A 21,021-nucleotide genomic window follows, 5' to 3' on the forward strand; every position below is an offset into this window, starting at 1 on the left:
GAGAGACGTGACCAAGGTGAATCGCAGGACCGCACTGGGGCTCGGGACGGTCGCCACGGCCGGGGCGGTGCTCGCCACCGCCGCACCGGCGTCGGCCGCCGCACGACCGGGCCGCTCGGCGCGGGCCGCCGCGAGCCCCGAGCTGGCCGGCCCCAAGATCAACGCGGCGTTCCAGCGGGAGAAGACGCTGACCGGCGGCGACTGGCAGGTCCACATCAGCCTGGAGAACGGGGCCACCCCGCTGGTGGCGGTCTCCGAGTCGGCCGACCGCCGGGTCGAGGCGTACAGCGTCAACAAGGTCGCGGTGGCCGTCGCGGTGCTGGACAAGGTCGACCGGGGGCTGCTCACCCTCGACCAGCGGGTCGACGTCACCGCCTCGATCGTGGTGCCCGGCGGGGACGGCATCTTCGTCCTGGACACCGCCTACCCCAGCTCGGTCACCCTGGGTCACGTGCTGGCCAACCTGCTCACCGTCTCCGACGACACCGCCGTGCGACTCTGCGGCCTGGTCTGCCCGGCCGCCGAGATCAACCAGATCCTGGTCGGCAAGGGCTTCCCCAACACCCAGGTCGAGCCGGTGGCCAACCCGAACCGGTTCTTCCTCGGCACCAGCACCGCCCGGGAGACGCACGCGCTGCTGCGCGCCCTGGTCGCCGGCACGCTGCTGTCGCCGTCGTCGACCGCCTTCGTGCTCAAGCTGCTCCGCTCCCCCGTCGCGTTCACCGACGGGATCCGGCGCACCATGTCCTCGGCGGAGCGGGCCCGGGTGGCCACCAAGGCGGGCTGGTTCGTCGACGCCCGGCACGAGGCCGGAGTGGTCTTCGACGACGCCGGGGCGCCGCTGATGACGTACGTGCTCTTCGCCGACGGCCAGGCCGACCCGGACAACTTCGGCGCCACCCACCCGGTGCTCCAGGCCCGGGCCCGGCTCGGCCGGCTCTTCCTGGACGCCACCGCGCAGCTCACCGGCGCCCCCGGCGCACCCCGTCACCGGATCGCCCGGCAGCGGCCCAGCAACGGCGGCTGATCGCGTCCACCCCCTGGTCCGCCCGGCGTCCCCGGGTTGCCGGACGGACCAGGGGGCTAGCGCGGGCGGGACGGCTCGCCGGTGGCTACCGTGTACTGCGGGACACGGCGAGGGGACGAAGCATGCGGGAACCAGCGGACCGGGTACTCGGTGGGCGGCTGTGGCGGATGGCGGGGCTGGCCGCGCTGGCCGGTGTGGCGTGGGCGGCGCGGGACGTGCCGGCGGCGCTGGGCGGCCGGCTGACCGGGGCCCGCGCGGAGCGGGCCGCCCGTTCGCCGCAGTTCCGCGACGGCACCTTCCACAACCGGGCCACCACCCGCATGATGACCCCCGGTGAGCCGGGCCGCAACCTGCTCGGGGAGCTGCTCTTCGGCAAGCAGCGCCGACGTCCGACCGCCCCGGTGCCGCTGCTGCGTCCGGCCCCGGCACCCGGGGCCACCGGGCCGGAGCTGAACATCGTCTGGTACGGCCACGCCTCGGCCCTGGTCGAGATCGAGGGGCACCGGGTGCTGATCGACCCGGTGTGGAGCGACCGCTGCTCCCCGTCGGGCACGGTCGGGCCGAAGCGGCTGCACGAACCCCCGGTCCGCCTCGACGAACTGCCCCCGGTCGACGCGGTCCTGATCTCCCACGACCACTACGACCACCTCGACATGGCCACCGTGCAGGAGCTGACCCGGCGGCAGTCCGCGCCCTTCCTGGTGCCGCTGGGCGTCGGCGCGCACCTGGACCGGTGGGGCGTACCGGCCGGACGGATCGTCGAGCTGGACTGGTCGGAGAGCCACAAGGTGGGCGGGCTGGAGATCACCGCCACCGCCGCCCAGCACTTCTCCGGGCGGGGCCTGCGCCGCGACGGGACGCTCTGGAGCTCCTGGGTGATCGCCGGGGCGGACCGGCGGGTCTTCTACACCGGCGACTCCGGCTACTTCGACGGGTACGCCGAGATCGGCGCCGCGCACGGCCCGTTCGACGCGACACTGGTGCAGATCGGCGCGTACGACCGGGCCTGGCCGCACATCCACATGTTCCCCGAGGAGGCCGTCGCCGCCCACCTCGACCTGCGGGGCGGGCTCTTCGTCCCGGTGCACTGGGCGACTTTCAACCTGGCCCTGCACGACTGGTCCGAGCCGGTCGACCGGCTCTGGGCCGAGGCGAAGGGCCGGGGCGTCCGGCTGGCGGTGCCCCGGCCGGGCGAGCGGGTGGTGGTGGACGACCCGCCGCCGGTGGACGGCTGGTGGCAGGCGGTGGCCTGACCCGGCAGGCGGTGGCCTGACCCGGCGGGCGCGGCCCGGCTCCGCCACGCCGCCGACCGGCCGGCCCCGGGCAGCGCGGGTCAGAGCACGAAGGCGTCGGTCCAGAGGGCGCCGGAACGGCCGGAGAGGGCGTCCAGCATGGCCACCGCCTGGCCGTCGGTGAGCTGGGCGACGAAGTCGACGATGGCCCGGCCCCGGGCCCGACCGATCCGGTCCGGGGTACGCGGGTGCAGCTCCGCCTCGGCCAACTCGACCAGGTCGTGCAGCCGGCGCGGCAGCCGGGACTCCTCCTCGGGGTCGAGCAGCCACTCCCACAGCGCCTCGACCAGGGTGCCGAGCAGCCGGGCCTGCCCGCGCTGGTGCAGGGCCAGGTCCGGCCGGGCCAGCACGAACCGGTGGTGGACGAACTTGAGCACCTGCACCTCGTGCCACTGGGCCCGGCCGAGCAGGACGTGCCCGGAGCGCACGTCCGGCTCGTCGACCACGGTGATCGCGTCCACGAACCGGGTGGTCCACCGGGCGGAGAACCGGGCCACGTACTGCTCGGCCTCGATCGAGCCGTCGAAGGGCAGCGCCAGCAGGCCGTCCACCAGTTCCTGACGGACGTGCTCGACGGCGGCGGCGAAGGCGTCGTCGTCGGCGATCCAGGCGTCCTTGCGGTGTAGCTGGCGGCGCAGCAGCTCGATCGCCGCGCCGGGCCGGCGGGCCGCGCCGGCCAGCGCCGCGTCGGTGACGGCCCGCAGGTGCCCGCCCTCGCGCTGCCAGGCCATCAGCTCGGCGGCGACCGCACCCTGCTGGAGCACACCCACCCGGTAGAAGTCCTCCACGTCGTGGATGGCGTACGCGATGTCGTCGGCGGTGTCCATCACCGACGCCTCCACGGTCTGCTGCCAGTCGGCGATCCGCCCGGCGAACGGTTCCCGGGCCTGACGCAGGTCGGCCAGCTCGGTGCGGTACGCGCCGAACTTCAGCGAGCCGCTCTCCGGGTCGTCGGGCGGGGCGGCGGCACCCCGGGGCGCGGGGACGAGGTGGCGGGGGTGCGGGTCGGGGTGGTCCAGCCGGGTCCACGGGTACTTCAGCATCGCCGCCCGGACGGCGGCGGTCAGGTCGAGACCGGTGGTGGCCGCGCCACGGATCTCGGTGCTGGTGACGATCCGGTACGACTGGGCGTTGCCCTCGAACCCGTCGGCGAGCCCGAGCCGCTGGCGGGCCAGCCGGTCCAGCACCCGCTCCCCCAGGTGCCCGAACGGTGGGTGGCCGAGGTCGTGGGCGAGCGCGGCGGCCTCCACCACGTCCGGGTCGCAGCCGCCCAGCTTCGCCAGCAGGTCCCGGTGCGCCGGGTCGGCGGTCAGCCGCTCGGCGATGGCCCGGGCCACCTGGGCGACCTTGAGACTGTGGGTGAGCCGGTTGTGCACCAGCAGGCCGGAGCCGACCGGGCTGATCACCTGGGTCACCCCGCCCAGCCGGGCGAAGAACGGCGAGGCGACGATCCGGTCCCGGTCGGCCCGGAACGGGCTGGCGGCGAGGTCGCCGAGCGCCCGGGCGCTGCCGCCGAAGAGCCGGCGGGCACGCGGATCCGCAGGTTGTTCCATGATCGCCACGCTAGCGCAGCGTACCGGCCGGGGCGACGGCCGCACCGGCCGCGCCACGCCCCCGGGCGGGGGCGGCGAGCGCCGTCGGGGGCGGCCGGCAGAATGCAGGACGGAACCCGAGTCGAAGGCGGATCAACATCGTGACCCAGTCAGTCCATCAGCGGATCGCCGAGGAGATCGGCGTCGCCGAGCGCCAGGTGCGGGCGGCCGTGGAGCTGCTCGACGGCGGCGCGACCGTGCCGTTCATCGCCCGCTACCGCAAGGAGGCCACCGGCCTGCTAGACGACGCGCAACTGCGCACGCTGGAGGAGCGGCTGCGTTACCTGCGCGAGCTGGACGAGCGGCGGGCCGCGGTGCTGGAGTCCATCCGGAGCCAGGGCAAGCTGGACGAGGCGCTGGAAGCGCAGCTCATGGCGGCCGACTCGAAGTCCCGGCTGGAGGACATCTACCTGCCGTACAAGCCCAAGCGGCGGACCCGGGCGCAGATCGCCCGGGAGGCCGGGCTGGAGCCGCTCGCCGACACGTTGCTCGCCGACCCGACGCGGGACCCCCGCGAGACGGCCGCCGGTTACGTCGACGCCGACCGGGGCGTCGCGGACGCCGCCGCCGCGCTGGACGGCGCGCGGGCCATCCTCGTCGAGCGGTTCGCCGAGGACGCCGACCTGATCGGCACGCTGCGCGAGCAGATGTGGTCGCGGGGCCGGCTGGTCGCCCGGGTACGCGAGGGGCAGGAGGCCGCCGGCGCCAAGTTCGCCGACTACTTCGACTTCGCCGAGCCGTACCCGAAGCTGCCCTCGCACCGGATTCTCGCCCTGCTCCGGGGCGAGAAGGAGGGTGTGCTCGACCTGACCATGGACCCGGAGGCCGACGGCGACTCCGACGCCGCGCCCACCGGCCCGACCCGGTACGAGGCGGCCATCGCCGGCCGGTTCGGCGTCACCGACCAGGGCCGCCCGGCCGACCGGTGGCTGACCGACACGGTGCGCTGGGCCTGGCGTACCCGGATCCTCATCCACCTCGGCGCCGACCTGCGGACGCGGCTGTGGCAGGCGGCCGAGGAGGAGGCCGTCCGGGTCTTCGCCACCAACCTGCGCGACCTGCTGCTCGCCGCGCCGGCCGGCACCCGGGCCACCATGGGCCTCGACCCGGGCCTGCGCACCGGCGTGAAGGTGGCCGTGGTCGACGCCACCGGCAAGGTGGTCGCCACCGACACCATCTACCCGCACGAGCCGCGCCGGCAGTGGGACGCCTCGATCGACTCGCTGGCCCGGCTCGCCGGGGCGCACGGGGTGGAGCTGATCGCCATCGGCAACGGCACCGCCAGCCGGGAGACCGACAAGCTCGCCGGTGAGCTGATCAAGCGGCACCCGCAGCTCAACCTCACCAAGGTGGTGGTCTCCGAGGCCGGCGCGTCGGTCTACTCGGCCTCCGCGTACGCCTCCCAGGAGCTGCCCGGGATGGACGTCTCGCTGCGCGGCGCGGTCTCCATCGCCCGCCGCCTCCAGGACCCGCTCGCCGAGCTGGTCAAGATCGACCCGCGCTCGATCGGCGTCGGGCAGTACCAGCACGACCTGTCGGAGGTGAAGCTCTCCCGTTCGCTGGACGCGGTGGTCGAGGACTGCGTCAACGCGGTCGGGGTGGACGTCAACACCGCCTCCGCGCCGCTGCTGACCCGGGTCTCCGGCATCGGCGCCGGGCTGGCCGAGAACATCGTGCTGCACCGGGACGCCAACGGCCCGTTCCGCTCCCGCTCCGAGCTGCGCAAGGTCGCCCGGCTCGGCCCGAAGGCGTTCGAGCAGTGCGCCGGCTTCCTGCGCATCCCCGGCGGCGACGACCCCCTCGACTCGTCCAGCGTGCACCCGGAGGCGTACCCGGTGGTACGGCGGATCCTCGCCAGCACCGGGCAGGACCTGCGCGCCCTGATCGGCAGGTCGGCGATCCTGCGCGGGCTGCGGGCCACCGACTTCGTCGACGACACGTTCGGCCTGCCCACCGTCACCGACATCCTCGCCGAGTTGGAGAAGCCGGGCCGGGACCCCCGGCCGGAGTTCCGGACCGCCACCTTCGTCGAGGGCGTCGAGAAGATCAGCGACCTGACCCCGGGGATGGTGCTGGAGGGTGTGGTCACCAACGTGGCCGCGTTCGGCGCGTTCGTCGACGTCGGCGTGCACCAGGACGGGCTGGTCCACGTCTCGGCGATGTCGCACACCTTCGTGAAGGACCCGCGGGACGTGGTGAAGTCCGGCGACGTGGTACGGGTCAAGGTGCTCGACGTCGACGTGCCGCGCAAGCGGATCTCGCTGACCCTGCGGCTGGACGACGAGACCCCGGCCGAGGCCGACCGGCCCGCCGACGCTGGGCGGCGCGAGCGTGGTGGAGCGCGCGGTGACCAGAGCGGCCAGCGCGGCTCGGGCGGCCAGCGCGGCGGCTCGGGGGGCCAGCCCGGATCGGGCGGCCAGCGCGGTGGATCGGGGAGCCAGCGCGGCGGCTCGGGCGGCCAGCGCGGCGGCGCGGAGGGCCAGCGTGGTGACCGGGGCGGCTCGCGCGGCGGTCCGCAGCAGCGGCAGGGGCGCGGTGCCGGTCCGGCGCCGGTCAACGACGCGATGGCCGAGGCGCTGCGCCGGGCCGGCCTGGCCTGAGCGGTGGCCCGACCCCGCCCGGATCCGCCGGGCGGGGTCGACCGCCGCCGGCACGTCCCGGCGCGGCGGGCCCGCGTCCCGAGGGTGCCGCGCTGGCGCTACGGAGCTGATGACGGGAACGGATCCGGTCCGGGGCGGTGGGACGGCAGGGCCCTGGCGGGTCCGGGCCGGGCGGTGGGCGTACCGTCGCGGCATGGGCGAGGACGACGGCCTGGACTGGCGGGAGCGGCGGCAGCGAGCGGTACGGGCGCACGCCGAGGCCGACGAGCGGCAGCGGGCCGGCGAGCGGACGGAGGCGGCCCGACTGGTCGCCGAGTTCGCCGCCGAGGCGAACCGCCGGGGTCTGCCCACGACCCGGCTGGTCGCCCACGGCCAGCACGGGCGCGGGCGGTACCGCACCCGGCTCACCGGCTGGTACGTCGACCGGGCCCAGACCCGGGCGGTGGACCCGCAGGGCCGGTTCTATCTGCTGCTCGTGCCGCCGAGCCTGCGCGCCCGCCTGTTCGGGGCGGTGCCACGGCCGGCGGCGGCCCCACTGGTGGTCGGTGCCGGCGGCCGGGACGGCGAGTCGATCCCGCTGCGCGCGCTGCTCGACCGTCGGCTCACGGAGGGCTGACCGGCCGGTCGGCCGTGGCGTTCGGCCGACCGCGGTCGACCTGCCGGCCCACGTACCACCACCACACCTGCTGCACGCCGAGGGTGGCCAGGCCGGCCAGCACGATGGCGCACAGGTTGATCATTAGCTGGAGCGCCGAGCCGCCCGCCTCGCGCCACACCCCGTACGACGCCGCGACCGCGACGTTCGCGGCGGCCGGTACGGTGGTCACCGAGATCAGGACGCCGACCAGCGAGCCCGACTTCTTCGAGGTCAGGGAGAGCATGCCGGCCACCCCGGCGAGCAGGCCGACCACCCAGGACAACGCGTCGGGCCGCCAGATGAAGTCGGTCAGCGGTCGCTCGGCCAGCAGCATGTCCCGGTTGACCAGGTCGGCGGCGGTGAGCGCCCAGGTGCTCAGCACCGTGACCAGCATGGCGGCGAGAAAGCCGACCAGCAGCGCCTGCACCGACCGCACGACGGTACGTCCGTTGCGGCGGGCCAGGCCGACGCAGAGCGCGGCGAGCGGACCGAACTCGGGACCGACCACCATCGCGCCGACGATCAGGATCGGCTGGTCGAGCAGCACCCCGATGCCGGCGATCATGGTGGCGACCACGATGAGCACCAGGTAGGTCCCGGACAGCTCGGTCTGCTCACCGGTCTTGGCGGCCACCTCGTCCCAGACCACCGCGTCCGCACCGCTGCCGGGTGCCTCCCGCGCGGCCCGCTCGGCCGCCGCGGAGAGGGTGAGTTCGACGTCGTCGGCGGCGATCGCCCCGCGCGTCTCCACGCCGAGCTGTTGAAGGCCGTGCAGCACGTTGTCGGCGCGCTCCCGCACCACGTCGCAGAGGATCAGGTCGCCCTGCGGTTGCCGGGCGGCGCCGGGGAGCACCACCAGGTGGGTGACCCCGGGGTCGTCGGCGAGCAGGTCCGCCACCGCCGCCGACTGGTCCGCCGGGGCGATCACCCGCAGGTGCAACACGGGCGGCCTCCGCGGTGGAGAAGGAAGGACGCACCCGGGACCGGCGCGCCGGCGAGCACTGTACCGCCATCGGACGGTCCATCGGGCCACCGGCCCGCGCCGGCCGTGCCGGTGGAGAACAACCCTCACGATCCTCACGGACAGGTCTGAAAGTGGCGAAACTGCCCGCTGGGCTCGCTCGTTGACCGCTTGTAGCCCGCCACTTCCCCGCGAGGAGTCCGATGCCCGCGTCCGACACCATCCTGCTGTCCTCCCCCGACGTCGGGCCGGCCGAGGAGGCCGGCGTGCTGCGCGCCCTGCGCAGTGGGTGGGTGGCGCCGCTCGGTCCCGAGGTGGACGCGTTCGAGCGGGAGGTCGCCGACCGCGTCGGTGTGCCGCACGCGCTGGCGCTCAGTTCGGGCACCGCCGCACTGCACCTGGCTCTGCTCGCCCTGGGCGCCGGGCCCGGCCGGGTGGTCCTCGTGCCGACCCTGACCTTCGTCGCGACCGCCAACGCGGTGCTCTACACCGGCGCGCGGCCGGTCTTCGTCGACTGCGAGCCGGCCACCGGCAACATCGACGTCGCCCTCACCACCGAGCTGATCGGCTCGTTCCGCCGGGCGGGCACGCCGGTGGCCGCGGTGGTGCCGGTGGACCTGTTCGGTAGCTGCGCCGACTACGACCCGCTGCTCGCCGCCTGCCAGGCGGCCGAGGTGCCGGTGCTGGAGGACGCGGCGGAGGCGCTGGGGTCGACCTACCGGGGCCGGGCGGCGGGCGCGTTCGGGAACGCGGGGGTGCTGTCGTTCAACGGGAACAAGATGATCACCACCTCCGGCGGGGGGATGCTGTTGTCGCACGACGCGGCACTGGTGGCCCGGGCCCGCCACCTCTCCACCCAGGCCCGCCAGCCGGCCGACCATTACGAGCACCACGAGCTGGGGTACAACTACCGGCTGAGCAACGTGCTGGCCGCCCTCGGCCGGGCCCAGCTCGGCCGACTGGACGAGCTGCTCGACCGCCGACGCCGGCTCCGGGAGCACTACGCGAAACTGTTCGCCGCGGCACCCGGAGTGGAGGTGCTGGCCGAGAGCGACCCGGGGAGCAACTGCTGGCTCACCGTCGTACTGGTCGACCCGGGGCGCGCCGGGTGGCACGCCACCGACCTGGCCGCGCACCTGAGCCGGGAGAGGATCGAGACCCGGCCGGTGTGGAAGCCGATGCACCGGCAACGGCTCTTCGCCGACGCCGAGGCCCATCTGACCGGCGCCGCCGACCAGCTCTTCGCCCGCGGCATCGCCCTCCCCAGCGGCTCGGTGCTCACCGAGGAGCAGATCGGCCGGATCACCGAGTCGATCGCCGGGTTCCTGGAGCACCGGCGGTGAGCGGGGACCACCGGCGGCCCGGACGGCGGGGATACGACGCGGTCAAGCGGCTGCTCGACGTCCTCACGGCCGGCACGCTGCTGCTGCTGGCCCTGCCCCTCCTGGCCCTCACCGCCGTGGTGGTCCTGGTCGGACTCGGTCGGCCGGTGCTGTTCCGCCAGGTCCGGCCCGGACGCCAGGCCGAACTGTTCACCCTGGTGAAGTTCCGCACCATGCGGCTGGCGGACCACCCGGGCGCGGACCCCCGCGACGACGCCGTCCGGCTGACCCCGCTCGGCGCGTGGCTGCGCGCCACCAGCCTCGACGAGCTGCCGACGCTGTGGAACGTGCTGCGCGGGGACATGAGCCTGGTCGGGCCGCGACCCCTGCTGCCGCAGTACCTACCGCGGTACACGCCCACCCAGGCCCGTCGGCACGAGGTCCGGCCCGGGATCACCGGCCTGGCCCAGGTCCGGGGCCGCAACGCCCTCGGCTGGCCGGAGAAGTTCGGCTACGACGTCTGGTACGTCGACCACCGCAGTCTCACCCTCGATCTGCGGATCCTGGTGGAGACCGCCGCGACGGTGCTGCGCCGGACCGGGATCGCCGCGCCGGACGTGGCGACCGCCCACGAGTTCGTACCGGTGGGGGCAGGTTCGCGGTCGGCGGGGATGCTCGGGGACAGGTCCGAGGAACGGACGGTGTGAGATGGACCTGGTGATCATCGGATGCGGCGGTCACGGCCGTGAGGTGCTGGGTGTCGTCCGGTCGGCCGCCGCCGCCTGTCCGCAGCCCGGCTGGCAGGTCGTCGGGTTCGTCGACGACCATCCCTCGGAGGTCAACCTCAAGCGGCTGCGCGCACTGGACGTGCCGTTTCTCGGGCCGGTGGGGCACCTGCGGGAGCTGCCGCCGTCCACCCACTACCTGATCGGCATCGGCGATCCCCGGGTACGCCAGTCGGTGGACGCCCGCGTCGCCGAGTTCGGGCTGCCGGCGGCCAGTGTGGTCCACCCGGCCGCCACCCTCGGACCGGACACCGTCTCCGGCGAGGGGCTGGTGATGTTCGCCGGCGCCCGGGTGACCACCAACGTGGTGCTCGGCCGGCACGTGCACCTCAACCAGAACTGCACCGTGGGCCACGACAGCGTGCTGGCCGACCACGTCCAGGTCAATCCGCTCGCCGCGGTGTCCGGGGACTGCCGGCTGGAGTCGGGTGTCCTGGTCGGGACGACGGCGGCGGTGTTGCAGGGGCTACGGGTCGGCACGGACGCCACCGTCGGCGCGGGTGCCTGCGTGACCCGGGACGTCCCGGCCGGCGCGGTGGTGAAGGGGGTGCCGGCGCGGTGACAGGGCAGGACGGAACCCACCACCCGGTCGACGTGGTGATCGTGGGCGCGGGCGGCATGGGTCGGGAGATCTTCGGCATGATCCGGGCGATCAACACCCGGGCGGCGGACGGTCCGGCCTGGCGGGTGCTCGGCTTCGTGGACGACTACCCGACGGACAGCAACGTCAAGCTGGTCCACCGGCTGGGGGTGCCGTTCCTCGGCCCGAGCCGATGGCTGGCCGACCGGTCGCCGGACCTGCACGTCGCGCTGGGCGTCGGCGAGCCGCTGCGACGCCGCGAGACCGACCGGGCCATCCGGGGGTACGGCCTGCCGGCCGCCACCATCGTGCACCCGAACGCGGAGATCGGCCCGGACTGCGTCTTCGCCGAGGGCCTGGTGGCGGCCGGGGGCGCCCGGGTCACCACCAACGTGGTGCTGGGTCGGCACGTGCACCTCAACCAGAACTGCACGGTGGGCCACGACAGCCGGCTGGGCGACTACGTGTCGGTCAACCCGCTCGCCGCCGTCTCCGGCTACTGCCGCCTGGCCGAGGGCGTGCTGGTCGGCACCACGGCCGCCGTGCTCCCCCGGCTGACCGTCGAGCGGGACGCCGTGGTCGGCGCGGGCGCCTGCGTGACCCGGGACGTCCCGGCCGGCGCGGTGGTCAAGGGAGTGCCGGCCCGCTGAGCGACCGCCGGTCGGCACCCGCTCTGGTCACCGCCGGATGCCCGCCCAGTCGTGGTGCCGTCGCACGGTGGACAGGATGAGGTCGACCACCCGCCGGGAGGTGTCCGGCACCTGGTAGTCGTCCGGGCACGGCACCGGGCCACCGGCGGCCTGGTCGATTGTGACCCGGATCGCCTCCACCACGCCCTCGGGGTCGAGGCCGGTCATGATGATGGCGCCGACGTCCAACGCCTCCGGCCGTTCGATGGACTCGCGCAGGGTCACCGCGGGGAAGCCGAGGATCGCCGACTCCTCGCTCACCGTGCCGCTGTCGGAGAGGGTGCACCGGGCGTGCCGCTGGAGGGTGATGTAGTCGAACAGGCCGAACGGCTCGTGGAAGGCGATGCCGTCGAGGTTGGCGTCGTCGACGGCGAGCGCTTCGAGCCGCTTGCGGGTCCGTGGGTGGGTGGAGACGAGCAGCGGCAGCCGCCACTCGTCCCGGACCGCCCGCAGGCAGTCCAGCAGCCGACCCAGCCGCTCCGGACGGTCCACGTTCTCCTCCCGGTGGGCACTGACCACGAAGTAGCCGCCCGGTTCGAGTTCGAGCTGATCGAGCACGGTGGACCGGTCGATGTCGGCCCGGTAGTGGTCGAGGACCTCCCGCATCGGCGACCCGGTGTGCAGGATCCGCCGGGGGTGCAGCCCCTCGGCGAGCAGGTTGCGTCGGGCGTGCGCGGAGTAGACCAGGTTGAAGTCGGCCACGTGGTCGACCAGTCGCCGGTTGGTCTCCTCCGGCACGTTGAGGTCGAAGCACCGGTTGCCGGCCTCCATGTGGTAGACCGGCACCCGCATCCGGCGGGCCATCAGCGCGGCGATGGCGCTGTTGGTGTCGCCGAGCACCAGCAGGGCGTCGGGCCGCGTCTCCGCGATGGCCTGTTCGGTGCCGACCAGCACGGCGGCCAGGACGCGGCCCAGCGAGCTGGTGTCGACGCGCAGGAAACGGTCCGGGCGACGCACCCGTAGTTCGGTGAAGAAGACGTCGGACAGGGCCGGGTCCCAGTTCTGCCCGGTGTGCACGAGCACGTGGTCGACGGTCCGGTCGAGTCTCTCGATCACCCGTGACAGCCGGATGATCTCCGGACGGGTACCGACGACGGTCATCACCCGGGTCATGCAGCGCCCTTTCCCACGACGGCGGTTGCGGACGTCGTGGACGCGGGGCGGCACGACGTTCTCGGGCGTACCAACGACTGATCTGAGGCCCCGTGACGCGTTTCAGCAGACATTTCAGATTGAGCCGCCCCTGACAATTCTGTGGCGTTTTGGTGGCTGTTTTCGGCATGACGGCCTATTTGCCGGTCTATCGTCACTCTCTGATCACCGTCCCTTACCTCCCGCCGTCCCGGCGGAACAGACAGGAGGAGATGTGTCGTCCTCACTCGTGGACCGACGCGTTCTGATCACCGGTGGGACCGGTTCCTTCGGCCAGACGATGGTGGCGCGACTGCTCGCGGCGGGCGCCACGGAAGTACGGGTGCTCAGCCGGGACGAGGCCAAGCAGGAGGCCATGCGGATCCGGCTGCGCGACGACCGGGTCCGGTTCTACGTCGGCGACGTCCGGGACCTGGACACCGTCACCAAGGCGACCCGGGGCGTGGAGTACGTCTTCCACGCCGCCGCGCTCAAGCAGGTGCCGTCCTGCGAGTTCTTTCCCCTGGAGGCGGTCCGGACCAACGTGCTGGGCAGCGCCAACGTGGTGGACGCCTGCGAGCGCAACGGCGTGGCCTCGCTGGTCTTCCTCAGCACCGACAAGGCGGTCTACCCGGTCAACGCGATGGGGATGAGCAAGGCCCTGATGGAGAAGGTCGCCCAGGCCCACGTGCGCAACAACCCCGGGGCCCGGACCCGCGTCTGCGCGGTGCGCTACGGCAACGTGATGTGCTCACGCGGCTCGGTGATCCCCCTGTTCATCGACCAGATCCGCAACAGCGTCCCGCTGACCGTGACCGAGCCGACGATGACCCGGTTCCTGATGTCCCTGGCCGACTCGGTGGAACTGGTCGAACACGCCTTCCAGCACGGCCAGCCCGGGGACGTGTTCATCCGCAAGGCCCCCGCCTGCACCATCGGCGACCTCGCGACCGCCCTGTGCAACCTGTTCGAGGTGCCCGCCAAGTTCGACGTACTGGGCCTGCGGCACGGCGAGAAGATGTACGAGACGCTGGCCAGCCACGAGGAGCTGGCCCGGGCCCAGGACTTCGGCGACTTCCTGCGGGTCCGGATCGACAGCCGGGACCTCAACTACTCCCTCTACTTCGAGGAGGGGAACACCAGCAGCGACCACCGCGCCGACTACAACTCCGACAACACCACCCGGCTCACCGTGCCGGAGGTCATGTCGTTGCTGCTCACCCTCCCCGAGGTGCGCCGACACCTGGACCACGAGCCGGACCCGTCCGTGGTGGGACCCCGGTGAACGCCGCGGAGGTCGACGTCCGGACCACGGGCCACCCGGAGCCCCGCGTCGCGTTCGTCACCCAGTGGTACGCGCCGGAGCCGACCAGCACCCCGGTCTGGGTGGCCCGCTCGTTGGCCCGCCGGGGGCTGCGCCCGGAAGTGCTGACCGGGGTGCCGAACTACCCGACCGGACGGGTCCACCCGGGCTACTCCGCCTGGCGGCGGCGCACCGAACGGCACGAGGGCCTGCGGGTGCACCGCACCCCGCTGTTCCCCAGCCACGACCACTCGGCGCTCCGCCGGATCGCCAACTACGCGAGCTGGGCCGCCTCCTCGGCGGCCTTCGGCGCCCCGCTGCTGCGGTCGGCCGACGTGGCCCTGGTGTACGCCACCCCGGCCACGGCCGCCGCCGCCGGCATGGCGGCCCGGCTGCGCTGGGGCGTGCCGTACGTGCTGATGGTGATGGACGTCTGGCCGGACTCGGTGTTCGCCACCGGCTTTCTCACCGACGGGCTCGCCCGGCGGGTGGCGGAGCCCCCGCTGGCCTGGTTCACCCGTCAGACGTACCGCTGGGCCGACCACGTGACCGCCACCTCCGCCGGCATGCGCGACGCCCTGGTCTCCCGGGGCGTGCCGGCGGAACGGGTGTCGGTGGTGCACAACTGGACCGACGAGAAGGTGATGCGGCCCAGTGAGCCCGATCCGACGCTGCGCGCCCGGTTGGGCCTGACCGACGAGTTCGTGCTGATGTACGGGGGCAACCACGGCGCGGCACAGAACCTCGGCGTGGCGATCCGGGCGATGCACGAACTGCGGGACCTGCCGGACGCGCACCTCGTCCTGGTCGGCGACGGCATCGACAAGCCGGCGCTCCGCGCCCTCGCCACCGAGCTCGGGCTGCGTACGGTGCACTTCCTGGATCCCGTCGCGCTGGAGCGGATGCCGGCGGTGATGGCGGCGGCGGACCTGCACCTGGTCTCCCTGGCCGACCAGGAGCTGTTCCGGTTCACCCTGCCGAGCAAGGTGCAGTCCATCATGGCGTGCGGTCAACCCGTGCTGACCTGCGCACCGGGCGACTCCGCCCGGGTCGTCCGGGCGGCCGGCGCCGGGTTCGGCGTGCCGCCGGACGACCCGGTGGCGCTGGCCGGCGCGATCCGGCAGGCGGCGGCGCTGCCCCGGGCCCGGCTCCGCGAGATGGGCGAGGCCGGCCGGACGTACTACCTGGCCGAACTGGGCGAGGAGGTCAACGCGGGTCGACTCGCCGAACTGGTGCGACGGGCCGCCGGCCACCGCCGTACCCGGTCGGGCGGTGCCCGGTGAGGCAACGCGTGCTGATCCTCGGGGTGACCGGGATGCTGGGACACACCCTGCTGCGGGAGCTGGGCCGGGCCGAGGAACTCCAGGTGTACGGCTGCGCCCGGGACGCCGACGTCGTCCGCGCCGTGTTCCCCGAGCCGTTGGCCGCCCGGGTCACCACGGGGGTGGACGTCACGGAGCACCAGGCGCTTCGCCGGCTGCTCGTCGCGCTGGCCCCCGACGTGGTGGTTAACTGTGTCGGTGTGATCAAGCAGCGGTCGGACGCGGCGGACGCGGCCAACACCGTCGCGGTGAACGCCCTCTTCCCGCACCTGCTCGCCCGGGAGTGCGCCACTCTCGGCGCGCGGCTGGTCCAGATCAGCACGGACTGCGTCTTCTCCGGGCACCGGGGCGGGTACACCGAGTCGGACGTGCCCGACCCGTACGACCTGTACGGCCGGGCCAAGCTGCTGGGCGAGACGACCAGCCCGCCGGCGCTGACCCTGCGCACGTCGATCGTGGGGCACGAGATCGGGACCGCGCGGTCCCTGGTGGACTGGTTCCTCTCCCGGGACGGCACGGTCGAGGGCTACACCCGAGCCATCTACAGCGGACTCACCACCACCGAGTTCGCCGCGATGCTGCGGACCACCGTCCTGCCCCGGCCCGACCTGGCCGGTCTCTACCACGTCGCGTCGACGCCGATCGCCAAGTACGAGCTGCTCCGGATCGTCGCCGAGGTATACGGCTGGCCGGGCCGGCTCACGCCGTCGGACACGTTCCGCTGTGACCGCTCGCTGTCCGCGGCGGCGTTCCAGGCCGAGACCGGCTACCGCGCGCCGGGCTGGCCGGAGATGGTGCTGCGGTTGCACCGCGCCGCGGCCGAGTGGGGCCTGCCGGCGTCCCGGCCACGGGTGGCGGTCACCGGTTCCTGACCGGGCGGCCCGGCGGCGGTCCGGTACGCCGCCGGGCCGGCCGGGCGGATCACCGCGCCGCAGGCACCGTCGGGACCGTCCGCACCACGGCGCGGGCCTGGTCGAGCACGCTCGCCTGATCGACGACGTGGTCACGCCACCGGCGGTACGCCGCCGCCGCAGCCAGCCGGGCCTGGTGCCGCTGGGCCGGCGAGGCCGCGGCGACCCGGTCGATCAGCTCGGCGAGCGCCTGCGGCGTGAGGTCCGGCAGTACGGCGCCGCCACCGCCGCGCAGCACCTCGGTCCACGGGGTGCGGTCCGAGCAGATCACCGGGCAGGCCACGGAGAGGCTCTCGGCGATCACGTGGCCGAAGTTCTCCCCCCGGGTCGGCAGCACGAAGGCGTCGTAGCGGGCGAAGACCCCGCGCACCCGCTCGGGCGGCAGCGCGCCACGGTGGACGGCGACCACGTTGGCCGGGAGCTCCGTCAACAGGTTCCGGCACCTCTCCCAGTAGCCGGCGTTCTCGCACGGACCGTAGAGGTCGAACTCGACCTCGCCACCGACCAGGGCCAACGCCCGCAGGATCAGGTCGACGTTCTTCATCGCCGAGATCCGTCCGATGAAGACCAGCCGGGCCGGACCGGCCGGCCCCGGCCCGGCGGGCGGATCGGTCGGTGCGGGCCCGTCGTTCTCGGCGACGACGGCGACCCGGGCCCCGGGCAGGGCCCGACGGATGTCGGCCGCCTCCAGCGGGGTGGTGGCGTGCCAGATCGTCCGTCGGCCCCGCAGGGCCTGCCGCCAGACGGCCCAGAACAGCCGCTTGCGGGTCCGCTTGAGGCCCAGCGCGCCGGCCCCCAGCTCGCCGCGCGGGGTGAGCAGGAGGTGACCCGCCCGCACCAGCCGCAGTCGGGCGGCCACCACGGCGAGGATCGACAGCGGCGACCAGACGCTGTTGACGTAGAGCAGGTCGTACCGGACGCCACGCAGACCACGTCGCAGCGTCCGCCAGTGCGCGAGGCGCCGGGGGGCCAGGTAGAAGACGCGGTGCCGGCCGCGCGGCACGAACCGGCCGGACAGGCCGGGGTACGGCACCGGGTCACCGAGGTCGTGGTCCCGGGTGATCAGCGTGACCTCGACCTCCGGCCCGGCGGCGTCCAGCATCTCGGCGAGCGAACGGACCGGCCCGCCGGCTCGCCACCCCGGTTCGAAGTAGCCGGCCGTGACCAGCACCCGGAACCGGTCCCCACCGGTGGCTCCCGGGTCGTCGCCCGGGACCGGACCGGCTTCCACCTCGCAGGCCATCACGCGCTCCTCGCCATCTCGCCGGACACCCTCGGGGTCCAACGAGCCGCCGCGCTGGCGGGTGACGTTATTTATTCGCTTACCAGGACACAGCCCGCAAAATCATGAAACTGCCCGGCATTCAATTTTTGTTCGGTATAAGAAATTGAACCCCTGTTCCGTTCCGCCCCCGGAACACGGCAGCCGGTTCGGGCCGCCGGTGCGATCCGCACCGCTGTGGTCGAGACCATGAGAGGGACGCATGTCGCGAGTTGCGCTCATTTCCGGAATCACCGGGCAGGACGGCAGTTACCTGTCGGAACTCCTGCTCAACAAGGGCTACACGGTGCATGGGCTGAAAAGAAGATCGTCGACCTTCAACACCGAGCGGATCGACCAGCTCGACGTCCACCCGCGACAGGAGGACGCCCGGCTGTTCCTGCACTACAGCGACCTTTCGGATCCGGCCTCGCTGTCCAGCCTGATCCGCGACATCCGGCCCGACGAGATCTACAACCTCGGCGCGCAGAGCCACGTGCGGGTGTCGTTCGACGTACCCGGCTACACCGCCGACGTCACCGGCCTCGGCGCGCTGCGGATGCTGGAGGCCGCCCGGGCCGCCGACATCGGTTGCCGCTTCTACCAGGCGTCCTCCTCGGAGATGTTCGGCTCCACCCCACCACCGCAGCGGGAGGACACCCCGTTCCACCCGCGCAGCCCGTACGCCTGCGCCAAGGTGTACGCCTACTGGACGGCGGTGAACTACCGCGAGTCCTGGGGCATGTACTGCGCCAACGGCATCCTGTTCAACCACGAGAGCCCGCGCCGCGGCGAGAACTTCGTCACCCGGAAGGTCACCCGGGCGGTGGCCCGGATCGAGGCCGGCATCCAGGACAAGCTGTACCTGGGCAACCTGGACCCCGTCCGGGACTGGGGCTACGCCCCGGAGTACGTCGAGGCGATGTGGCTCTCCCTCCAGCAGGAGCAGGCCGACGACTACGTGGTGGCCACCGGCGAGGGCCACACCGTCCAGGAGTTCGTCGAGACCGCCTTCGCGCACGTCGGACTCGACTGGCGGCAGTACGTGGTCACCGACCCGGTGTACTTCCGCCCGGCCGAGGTGGACGCCCTCATCGGGGACTCCGGCAAGGCCCGACGCGCCCTCGGCTGGGCGCCGAAGACGCACTTCGCCGACCTGGTCCGGGTGATGGTGGACGCCGACCGGCAACTGCTCGAGGACGAGCGGATGGGCCGGCTGGTGCGGGTGGACCGATGAGGTTCACCGTCGAGGCGTCCCCCATCCGGCCCGGCCACGCGGCCGGGCTGGAGGCATTCACCTACGGCCTGCTCCACGGCCTGCTGACCGGCACCGACCACGACTACCTGGTCAACGTCCTGCGCGGCACCCTGGACGACTGGCGGGCGACGATGCCCGACGACCGGTTCTCCTGGCGGGAGGTGAGCCTGCCGCTGCTCGCCGACACCCGCTACGGCCAGGTTCTGCGACGCTGGACCCCCGACCGGGTACGGGAGTCGCTGGCGGTGCGACGCGCCCTCAACGCGGTACGCCAGCGGGCCGCCGTCCGCCACGAGGACACCGACGCGGTGCTCTTCCCGTTCCACTGCGCGCCGGCCCGGGCGCGGGCCTCGGTGCTGGTGCTGCACGACCTGCGGCACCTGCACGCGGCGTTCCGCTCCCCCGGCTTCGAGGCGGTGATCCGGGAGAACGTCGCCCGCGCCGACGCCGTCGTGGTGTCCTGGCCGCACCCGTACCGCGAGGCGTTGGCCACCTTCCCCGAGGCGGCGGACCGCATCGCGCTCGTCCCGCCACCGACCTTCCAGCCCGCCCCACGGCGGGCACTCGCCCGGTCGGAACCGGGCCTGCTGCTCTACCCGTCGTCGACGGCCAACCACAAGAACCACGCGACGCTGCTGGAGGCGATGAGCCTGCTGCCGGAGTGCCGGCTGATCTGCCCCGGCCCGCTGGTCGAGCCGGAGGCGGGCCGGCTGCTGGCCCGGGCCGCCCGCCCCGACCTCGCCGGCCGGGTCTCCTTCCCCGGCTTCGTCACCCTCGACGAACTGAACCGGCTGTACGCCCGGGCCGACGCCGTGGTGGTGCCCTCGCTGTGGGAGGCCGCCAGCGGAGCGATGCTGGAGGCGTTCAGCTGGGGTCTCCCGGTGGCCTGCGGCGACGCCGAGCCGCTGCGCGCCCAGTTGGAGTTCACCGGCGCGGAGGCGGCGGTGTTCGAGGCGTTGAACCCGGAGTCCTGTGCGGCGGCCGTACGCCGGCTGCTGGCCGACCGGCGACGCTACGCCGACGCGTCCCGCCGGGCCGACGCCCGGCTGGCGGCCCGGACCTGGACCGACACCGGACGGGACTACGCCGCGATCCTGGAGTGGGTGGCCGGCGGACGGACCGGGCGGATGCCCCGGTCGCCCTTCGCCGCGAGCCTCGCGGGGGAGGCCCGGTGATCGGCGACGACCGGTTCCCGGTGGCCAGGCCGAGCCTGTCCGAGTTGGAGGAGCGCTACCTGCTCGACGCGGTACGCAGCGGCTGGGTCTCCTCCCAGGGACCGTACCTGCGCCGGTTCGAGGCGGAGTTCGCCGAGCGGGTGGCGGCGGGCACCACGGTGGCCACCAGCAACGGCACCGTGGCCCTGCACCTCGTCCTCGCCGCGGCGGGGATCGGCCCCGGCGACGAGGTGATCGTGCCGGCGCTGACCTACGTGGCCACGGCGAACGCGGTGACGTACTGCGGCGCGACCCCGGTCTGCGTGGACGTGCTGCCCGATACCTGGTGCGTCGACCCCGAGGGGGTCCGGGCGGCGATCGGCCCGCGTACCCGGGCGGTGCTCGCCGTCGACCTGTACGGGCATCCCGCCGACTACCCGGCGCTCCGCCGGCTGTGCGACCGGCACAGCCTGCTGCTGGTGGCCGACGCGGCGGAGTCGTTCGGGGCGACCCTGGACGGTCGGCCGGCCGGCTCGCTGGCGGACGCCACCACCTTCTCGTTCTTCGGCAACAAGGTCATCACCGCCGGGGAGGGTGGCTGCGTGACGACCGACGACGCCACCCTGGCCGACCGGATGCGACTGCTGCGCAACCAGGGAATGGATCCCGACCGGCGGTACTACTTCCCGGTGGTCGGCTTCAACTACCGGTTGACCAACCTGGCGGCGGCGTTGCTCTGCGCGCAGTTGGCGCGTGCCGACGACATCCTCACCCGTCGGGACAAGGTGCTCAGCGGGTACGAGCAGCAACTGTCCGACGTGCCGGTGCTGCGCCCGCAGCCCGTCGCGCCGGGCGTGCGGCGGGCGCCGTGGATGGCGTCCTTCCTGGTCGGGCCGCCCGGACATGCCTCGGGGCGGGACCGGCTGGCCCGGGAACTGGACCGGGCCGGGGTGGACACCCGACCGTTCTTCGTGCCGATCCCCCAGCTACCCGCCTACCAGGGCCAGCGGGCGGACTGCCCGGTGACCACCGACCTGGCCCGGCGGGGCATCAACCTGCCCACCTACGCCGACCTCACCGACACCGACGTCAAGGTGATCGTGGAACGGATCCGGGCCGCCGTGGCGTCCCTGCCCGCCGGGGGGTTCCCGCCCGCCGGCTGACCCGCACCGCTCGCGCTCCCGGCCCGCCTGCTT

18 protein-coding genes are annotated in these 21,021 nt (G+C 73.7%); 14 read left to right on the plus strand and 4 right to left on the minus strand.

What is annotated here, in order from left to right; all coding sequences use genetic code 11:
• The first annotated feature begins 7 nt into the window (after nt 1-7).
• Both ACIQG9_RS17055 and ACIQG9_RS17060 read left to right on the plus strand, forming a co-directional pair.
• Complete coding sequence (locus ACIQG9_RS17055) at nt 8-1,027, plus strand: serine hydrolase (protein ID WP_400403029.1); 1,020 nt, start codon at nt 8-10, stop codon at nt 1,025-1,027.
• Between the two features lie 167 nt (nt 1,028-1,194).
• On the plus strand, nt 1,195-2,280 hold the full coding sequence (locus tag ACIQG9_RS17060) for an MBL fold metallo-hydrolase (protein ID WP_400403231.1): 1,086 nt from the start codon (nt 1,195-1,197) through the stop codon (nt 2,278-2,280).
• Between the two features lie 80 nt (nt 2,281-2,360).
• Here ACIQG9_RS17060 and ACIQG9_RS17065 read toward each other — a convergent pair whose 3' ends face one another.
• Complete coding sequence (locus ACIQG9_RS17065; protein ID WP_400403030.1) at nt 2,361-3,872, minus strand: deoxyguanosinetriphosphate triphosphohydrolase family protein; 1,512 nt, start codon at nt 3,870-3,872, stop codon at nt 2,361-2,363.
• A gap of 140 nt (nt 3,873-4,012) precedes the next feature.
• Here ACIQG9_RS17065 and ACIQG9_RS17070 point away from each other — a divergent pair, with 140 nt between their 5' ends.
• Both ACIQG9_RS17070 and ACIQG9_RS17075 read left to right on the plus strand, forming a co-directional pair.
• The gene (locus ACIQG9_RS17070; RefSeq protein ID WP_400403034.1) at nt 4,013-6,511 is read left to right on the plus strand and encodes a Tex family protein; all 2,499 of its coding nucleotides are present in this window, start codon (nt 4,013-4,015) and stop codon (nt 6,509-6,511) included.
• Between the two features lie 193 nt (nt 6,512-6,704).
• Nucleotides 6,705-7,127, plus strand: coding sequence for a hypothetical protein (locus ACIQG9_RS17075; RefSeq protein WP_400403037.1), 423 nt, complete (start codon nt 6,705-6,707; stop codon nt 7,125-7,127).
• Here the strand turns inward: ACIQG9_RS17075 and ACIQG9_RS17080 are convergent.
• The gene (locus ACIQG9_RS17080; protein WP_400403040.1) at nt 7,114-8,091 is read right to left on the minus strand and encodes a DUF389 domain-containing protein; all 978 of its coding nucleotides are present in this window, start codon (nt 8,089-8,091) and stop codon (nt 7,114-7,116) included. The two genes, ACIQG9_RS17075 and ACIQG9_RS17080, sit on opposite strands and share 14 nt — an antisense overlap.
• 221 nt (nt 8,092-8,312) lie before the next feature.
• Here ACIQG9_RS17080 and ACIQG9_RS17085 point away from each other — a divergent pair, with 221 nt between their 5' ends.
• Genes ACIQG9_RS17085 through ACIQG9_RS17100 form a run of 4 tightly spaced genes read left to right on the plus strand, consistent with a single transcriptional unit; the run spans nt 8,313 to nt 11,446 of the window.
• Nucleotides 8,313-9,452 carry a DegT/DnrJ/EryC1/StrS family aminotransferase gene (locus ACIQG9_RS17085; protein ID WP_400403043.1) on the plus strand — a complete coding sequence of 380 codons (1,140 nt, stop codon included), beginning with the start codon at nt 8,313-8,315 and terminating at the stop codon, nt 9,450-9,452.
• Nucleotides 9,449-10,138, plus strand: coding sequence for a sugar transferase (locus ACIQG9_RS17090; RefSeq protein WP_400403046.1), 690 nt, complete (start codon nt 9,449-9,451; stop codon nt 10,136-10,138). The genes ACIQG9_RS17085 and ACIQG9_RS17090 overlap by 4 nt, the downstream gene beginning before the upstream one ends.
• Nucleotide 10,139: 1 nt before the next feature.
• The gene (locus ACIQG9_RS17095) at nt 10,140-10,778 is read left to right on the plus strand and encodes an acetyltransferase (RefSeq protein WP_400403048.1); all 639 of its coding nucleotides are present in this window, start codon (nt 10,140-10,142) and stop codon (nt 10,776-10,778) included.
• Nucleotides 10,775-11,446, plus strand: coding sequence for a NeuD/PglB/VioB family sugar acetyltransferase (locus ACIQG9_RS17100; protein ID WP_400403050.1), 672 nt, complete (start codon nt 10,775-10,777; stop codon nt 11,444-11,446). The genes ACIQG9_RS17095 and ACIQG9_RS17100 overlap by 4 nt, the downstream gene beginning before the upstream one ends.
• 27 nt (nt 11,447-11,473) lie before the next feature.
• Here the strand turns inward: ACIQG9_RS17100 and wecB are convergent, their stop codons facing one another.
• Nucleotides 11,474-12,598 carry a non-hydrolyzing UDP-N-acetylglucosamine 2-epimerase gene (gene wecB, locus ACIQG9_RS17105; protein WP_400403052.1) on the minus strand — a complete coding sequence of 375 codons (1,125 nt, stop codon included), beginning with the start codon at nt 12,596-12,598 and terminating at the stop codon, nt 11,474-11,476.
• A gap of 268 nt (nt 12,599-12,866) precedes the next feature.
• Between wecB and ACIQG9_RS17110 the strand changes: the two genes are divergently transcribed.
• From ACIQG9_RS17110 to ACIQG9_RS17120, 3 genes are read left to right on the plus strand one after another with little or no spacing between them, the layout of a single operon-like run.
• The gene (locus tag ACIQG9_RS17110; protein WP_400403055.1) at nt 12,867-13,901 is read left to right on the plus strand and encodes an SDR family NAD(P)-dependent oxidoreductase; all 1,035 of its coding nucleotides are present in this window, start codon (nt 12,867-12,869) and stop codon (nt 13,899-13,901) included.
• Nucleotides 13,898-15,202 carry a glycosyltransferase family 4 protein gene (locus tag ACIQG9_RS17115; RefSeq protein ID WP_400403057.1) on the plus strand — a complete coding sequence of 435 codons (1,305 nt, stop codon included), beginning with the start codon at nt 13,898-13,900 and terminating at the stop codon, nt 15,200-15,202. Before ACIQG9_RS17110 ends, ACIQG9_RS17115 begins: the two co-directional genes overlap by 4 nt.
• Entirely contained in the window at nt 15,199-16,113 is a 915-nt protein-coding gene (locus ACIQG9_RS17120; RefSeq protein ID WP_400403059.1) for a dTDP-4-dehydrorhamnose reductase family protein, read from the plus strand. Before ACIQG9_RS17115 ends, ACIQG9_RS17120 begins: the two co-directional genes overlap by 4 nt.
• Nucleotides 16,114-16,162: 49 nt before the next feature.
• Here the strand turns inward: ACIQG9_RS17120 and ACIQG9_RS17125 are convergent, their stop codons facing one another.
• On the minus strand, nt 16,163-17,395 hold the full coding sequence (locus ACIQG9_RS17125) for a glycosyltransferase (RefSeq protein ID WP_400403061.1): 1,233 nt from the start codon (nt 17,393-17,395) through the stop codon (nt 16,163-16,165).
• 241 nt (nt 17,396-17,636) lie between these two features.
• Between ACIQG9_RS17125 and gmd the strand changes: the two genes are divergently transcribed.
• Genes gmd through ACIQG9_RS17140 form a run of 3 tightly spaced genes read left to right on the plus strand, consistent with a single transcriptional unit; the run spans nt 17,637 to nt 20,988 of the window.
• Nucleotides 17,637-18,650 carry a GDP-mannose 4,6-dehydratase gene (gene gmd / locus ACIQG9_RS17130; protein WP_400403063.1) on the plus strand — a complete coding sequence of 338 codons (1,014 nt, stop codon included), beginning with the start codon at nt 17,637-17,639 and terminating at the stop codon, nt 18,648-18,650.
• Entirely contained in the window at nt 18,647-19,846 is a 1,200-nt protein-coding gene (locus ACIQG9_RS17135; protein ID WP_400403066.1) for a glycosyltransferase, read from the plus strand. The genes gmd and ACIQG9_RS17135 overlap by 4 nt, the downstream gene beginning before the upstream one ends.
• Nucleotides 19,843-20,988, plus strand: a complete 1,146-nt coding sequence (locus ACIQG9_RS17140; protein WP_400403068.1) for a DegT/DnrJ/EryC1/StrS family aminotransferase — start codon at nt 19,843-19,845, stop codon at nt 20,986-20,988. Before ACIQG9_RS17135 ends, ACIQG9_RS17140 begins: the two co-directional genes overlap by 4 nt.
• Nucleotides 20,989-21,021: the final 33 nt, after the last annotated feature.

Source organism: Micromonospora sp. NPDC092111, from assembly GCF_044755745.1.
Lineage (GTDB): Bacteria > Actinomycetota > Actinomycetes > Mycobacteriales > Micromonosporaceae > Micromonospora.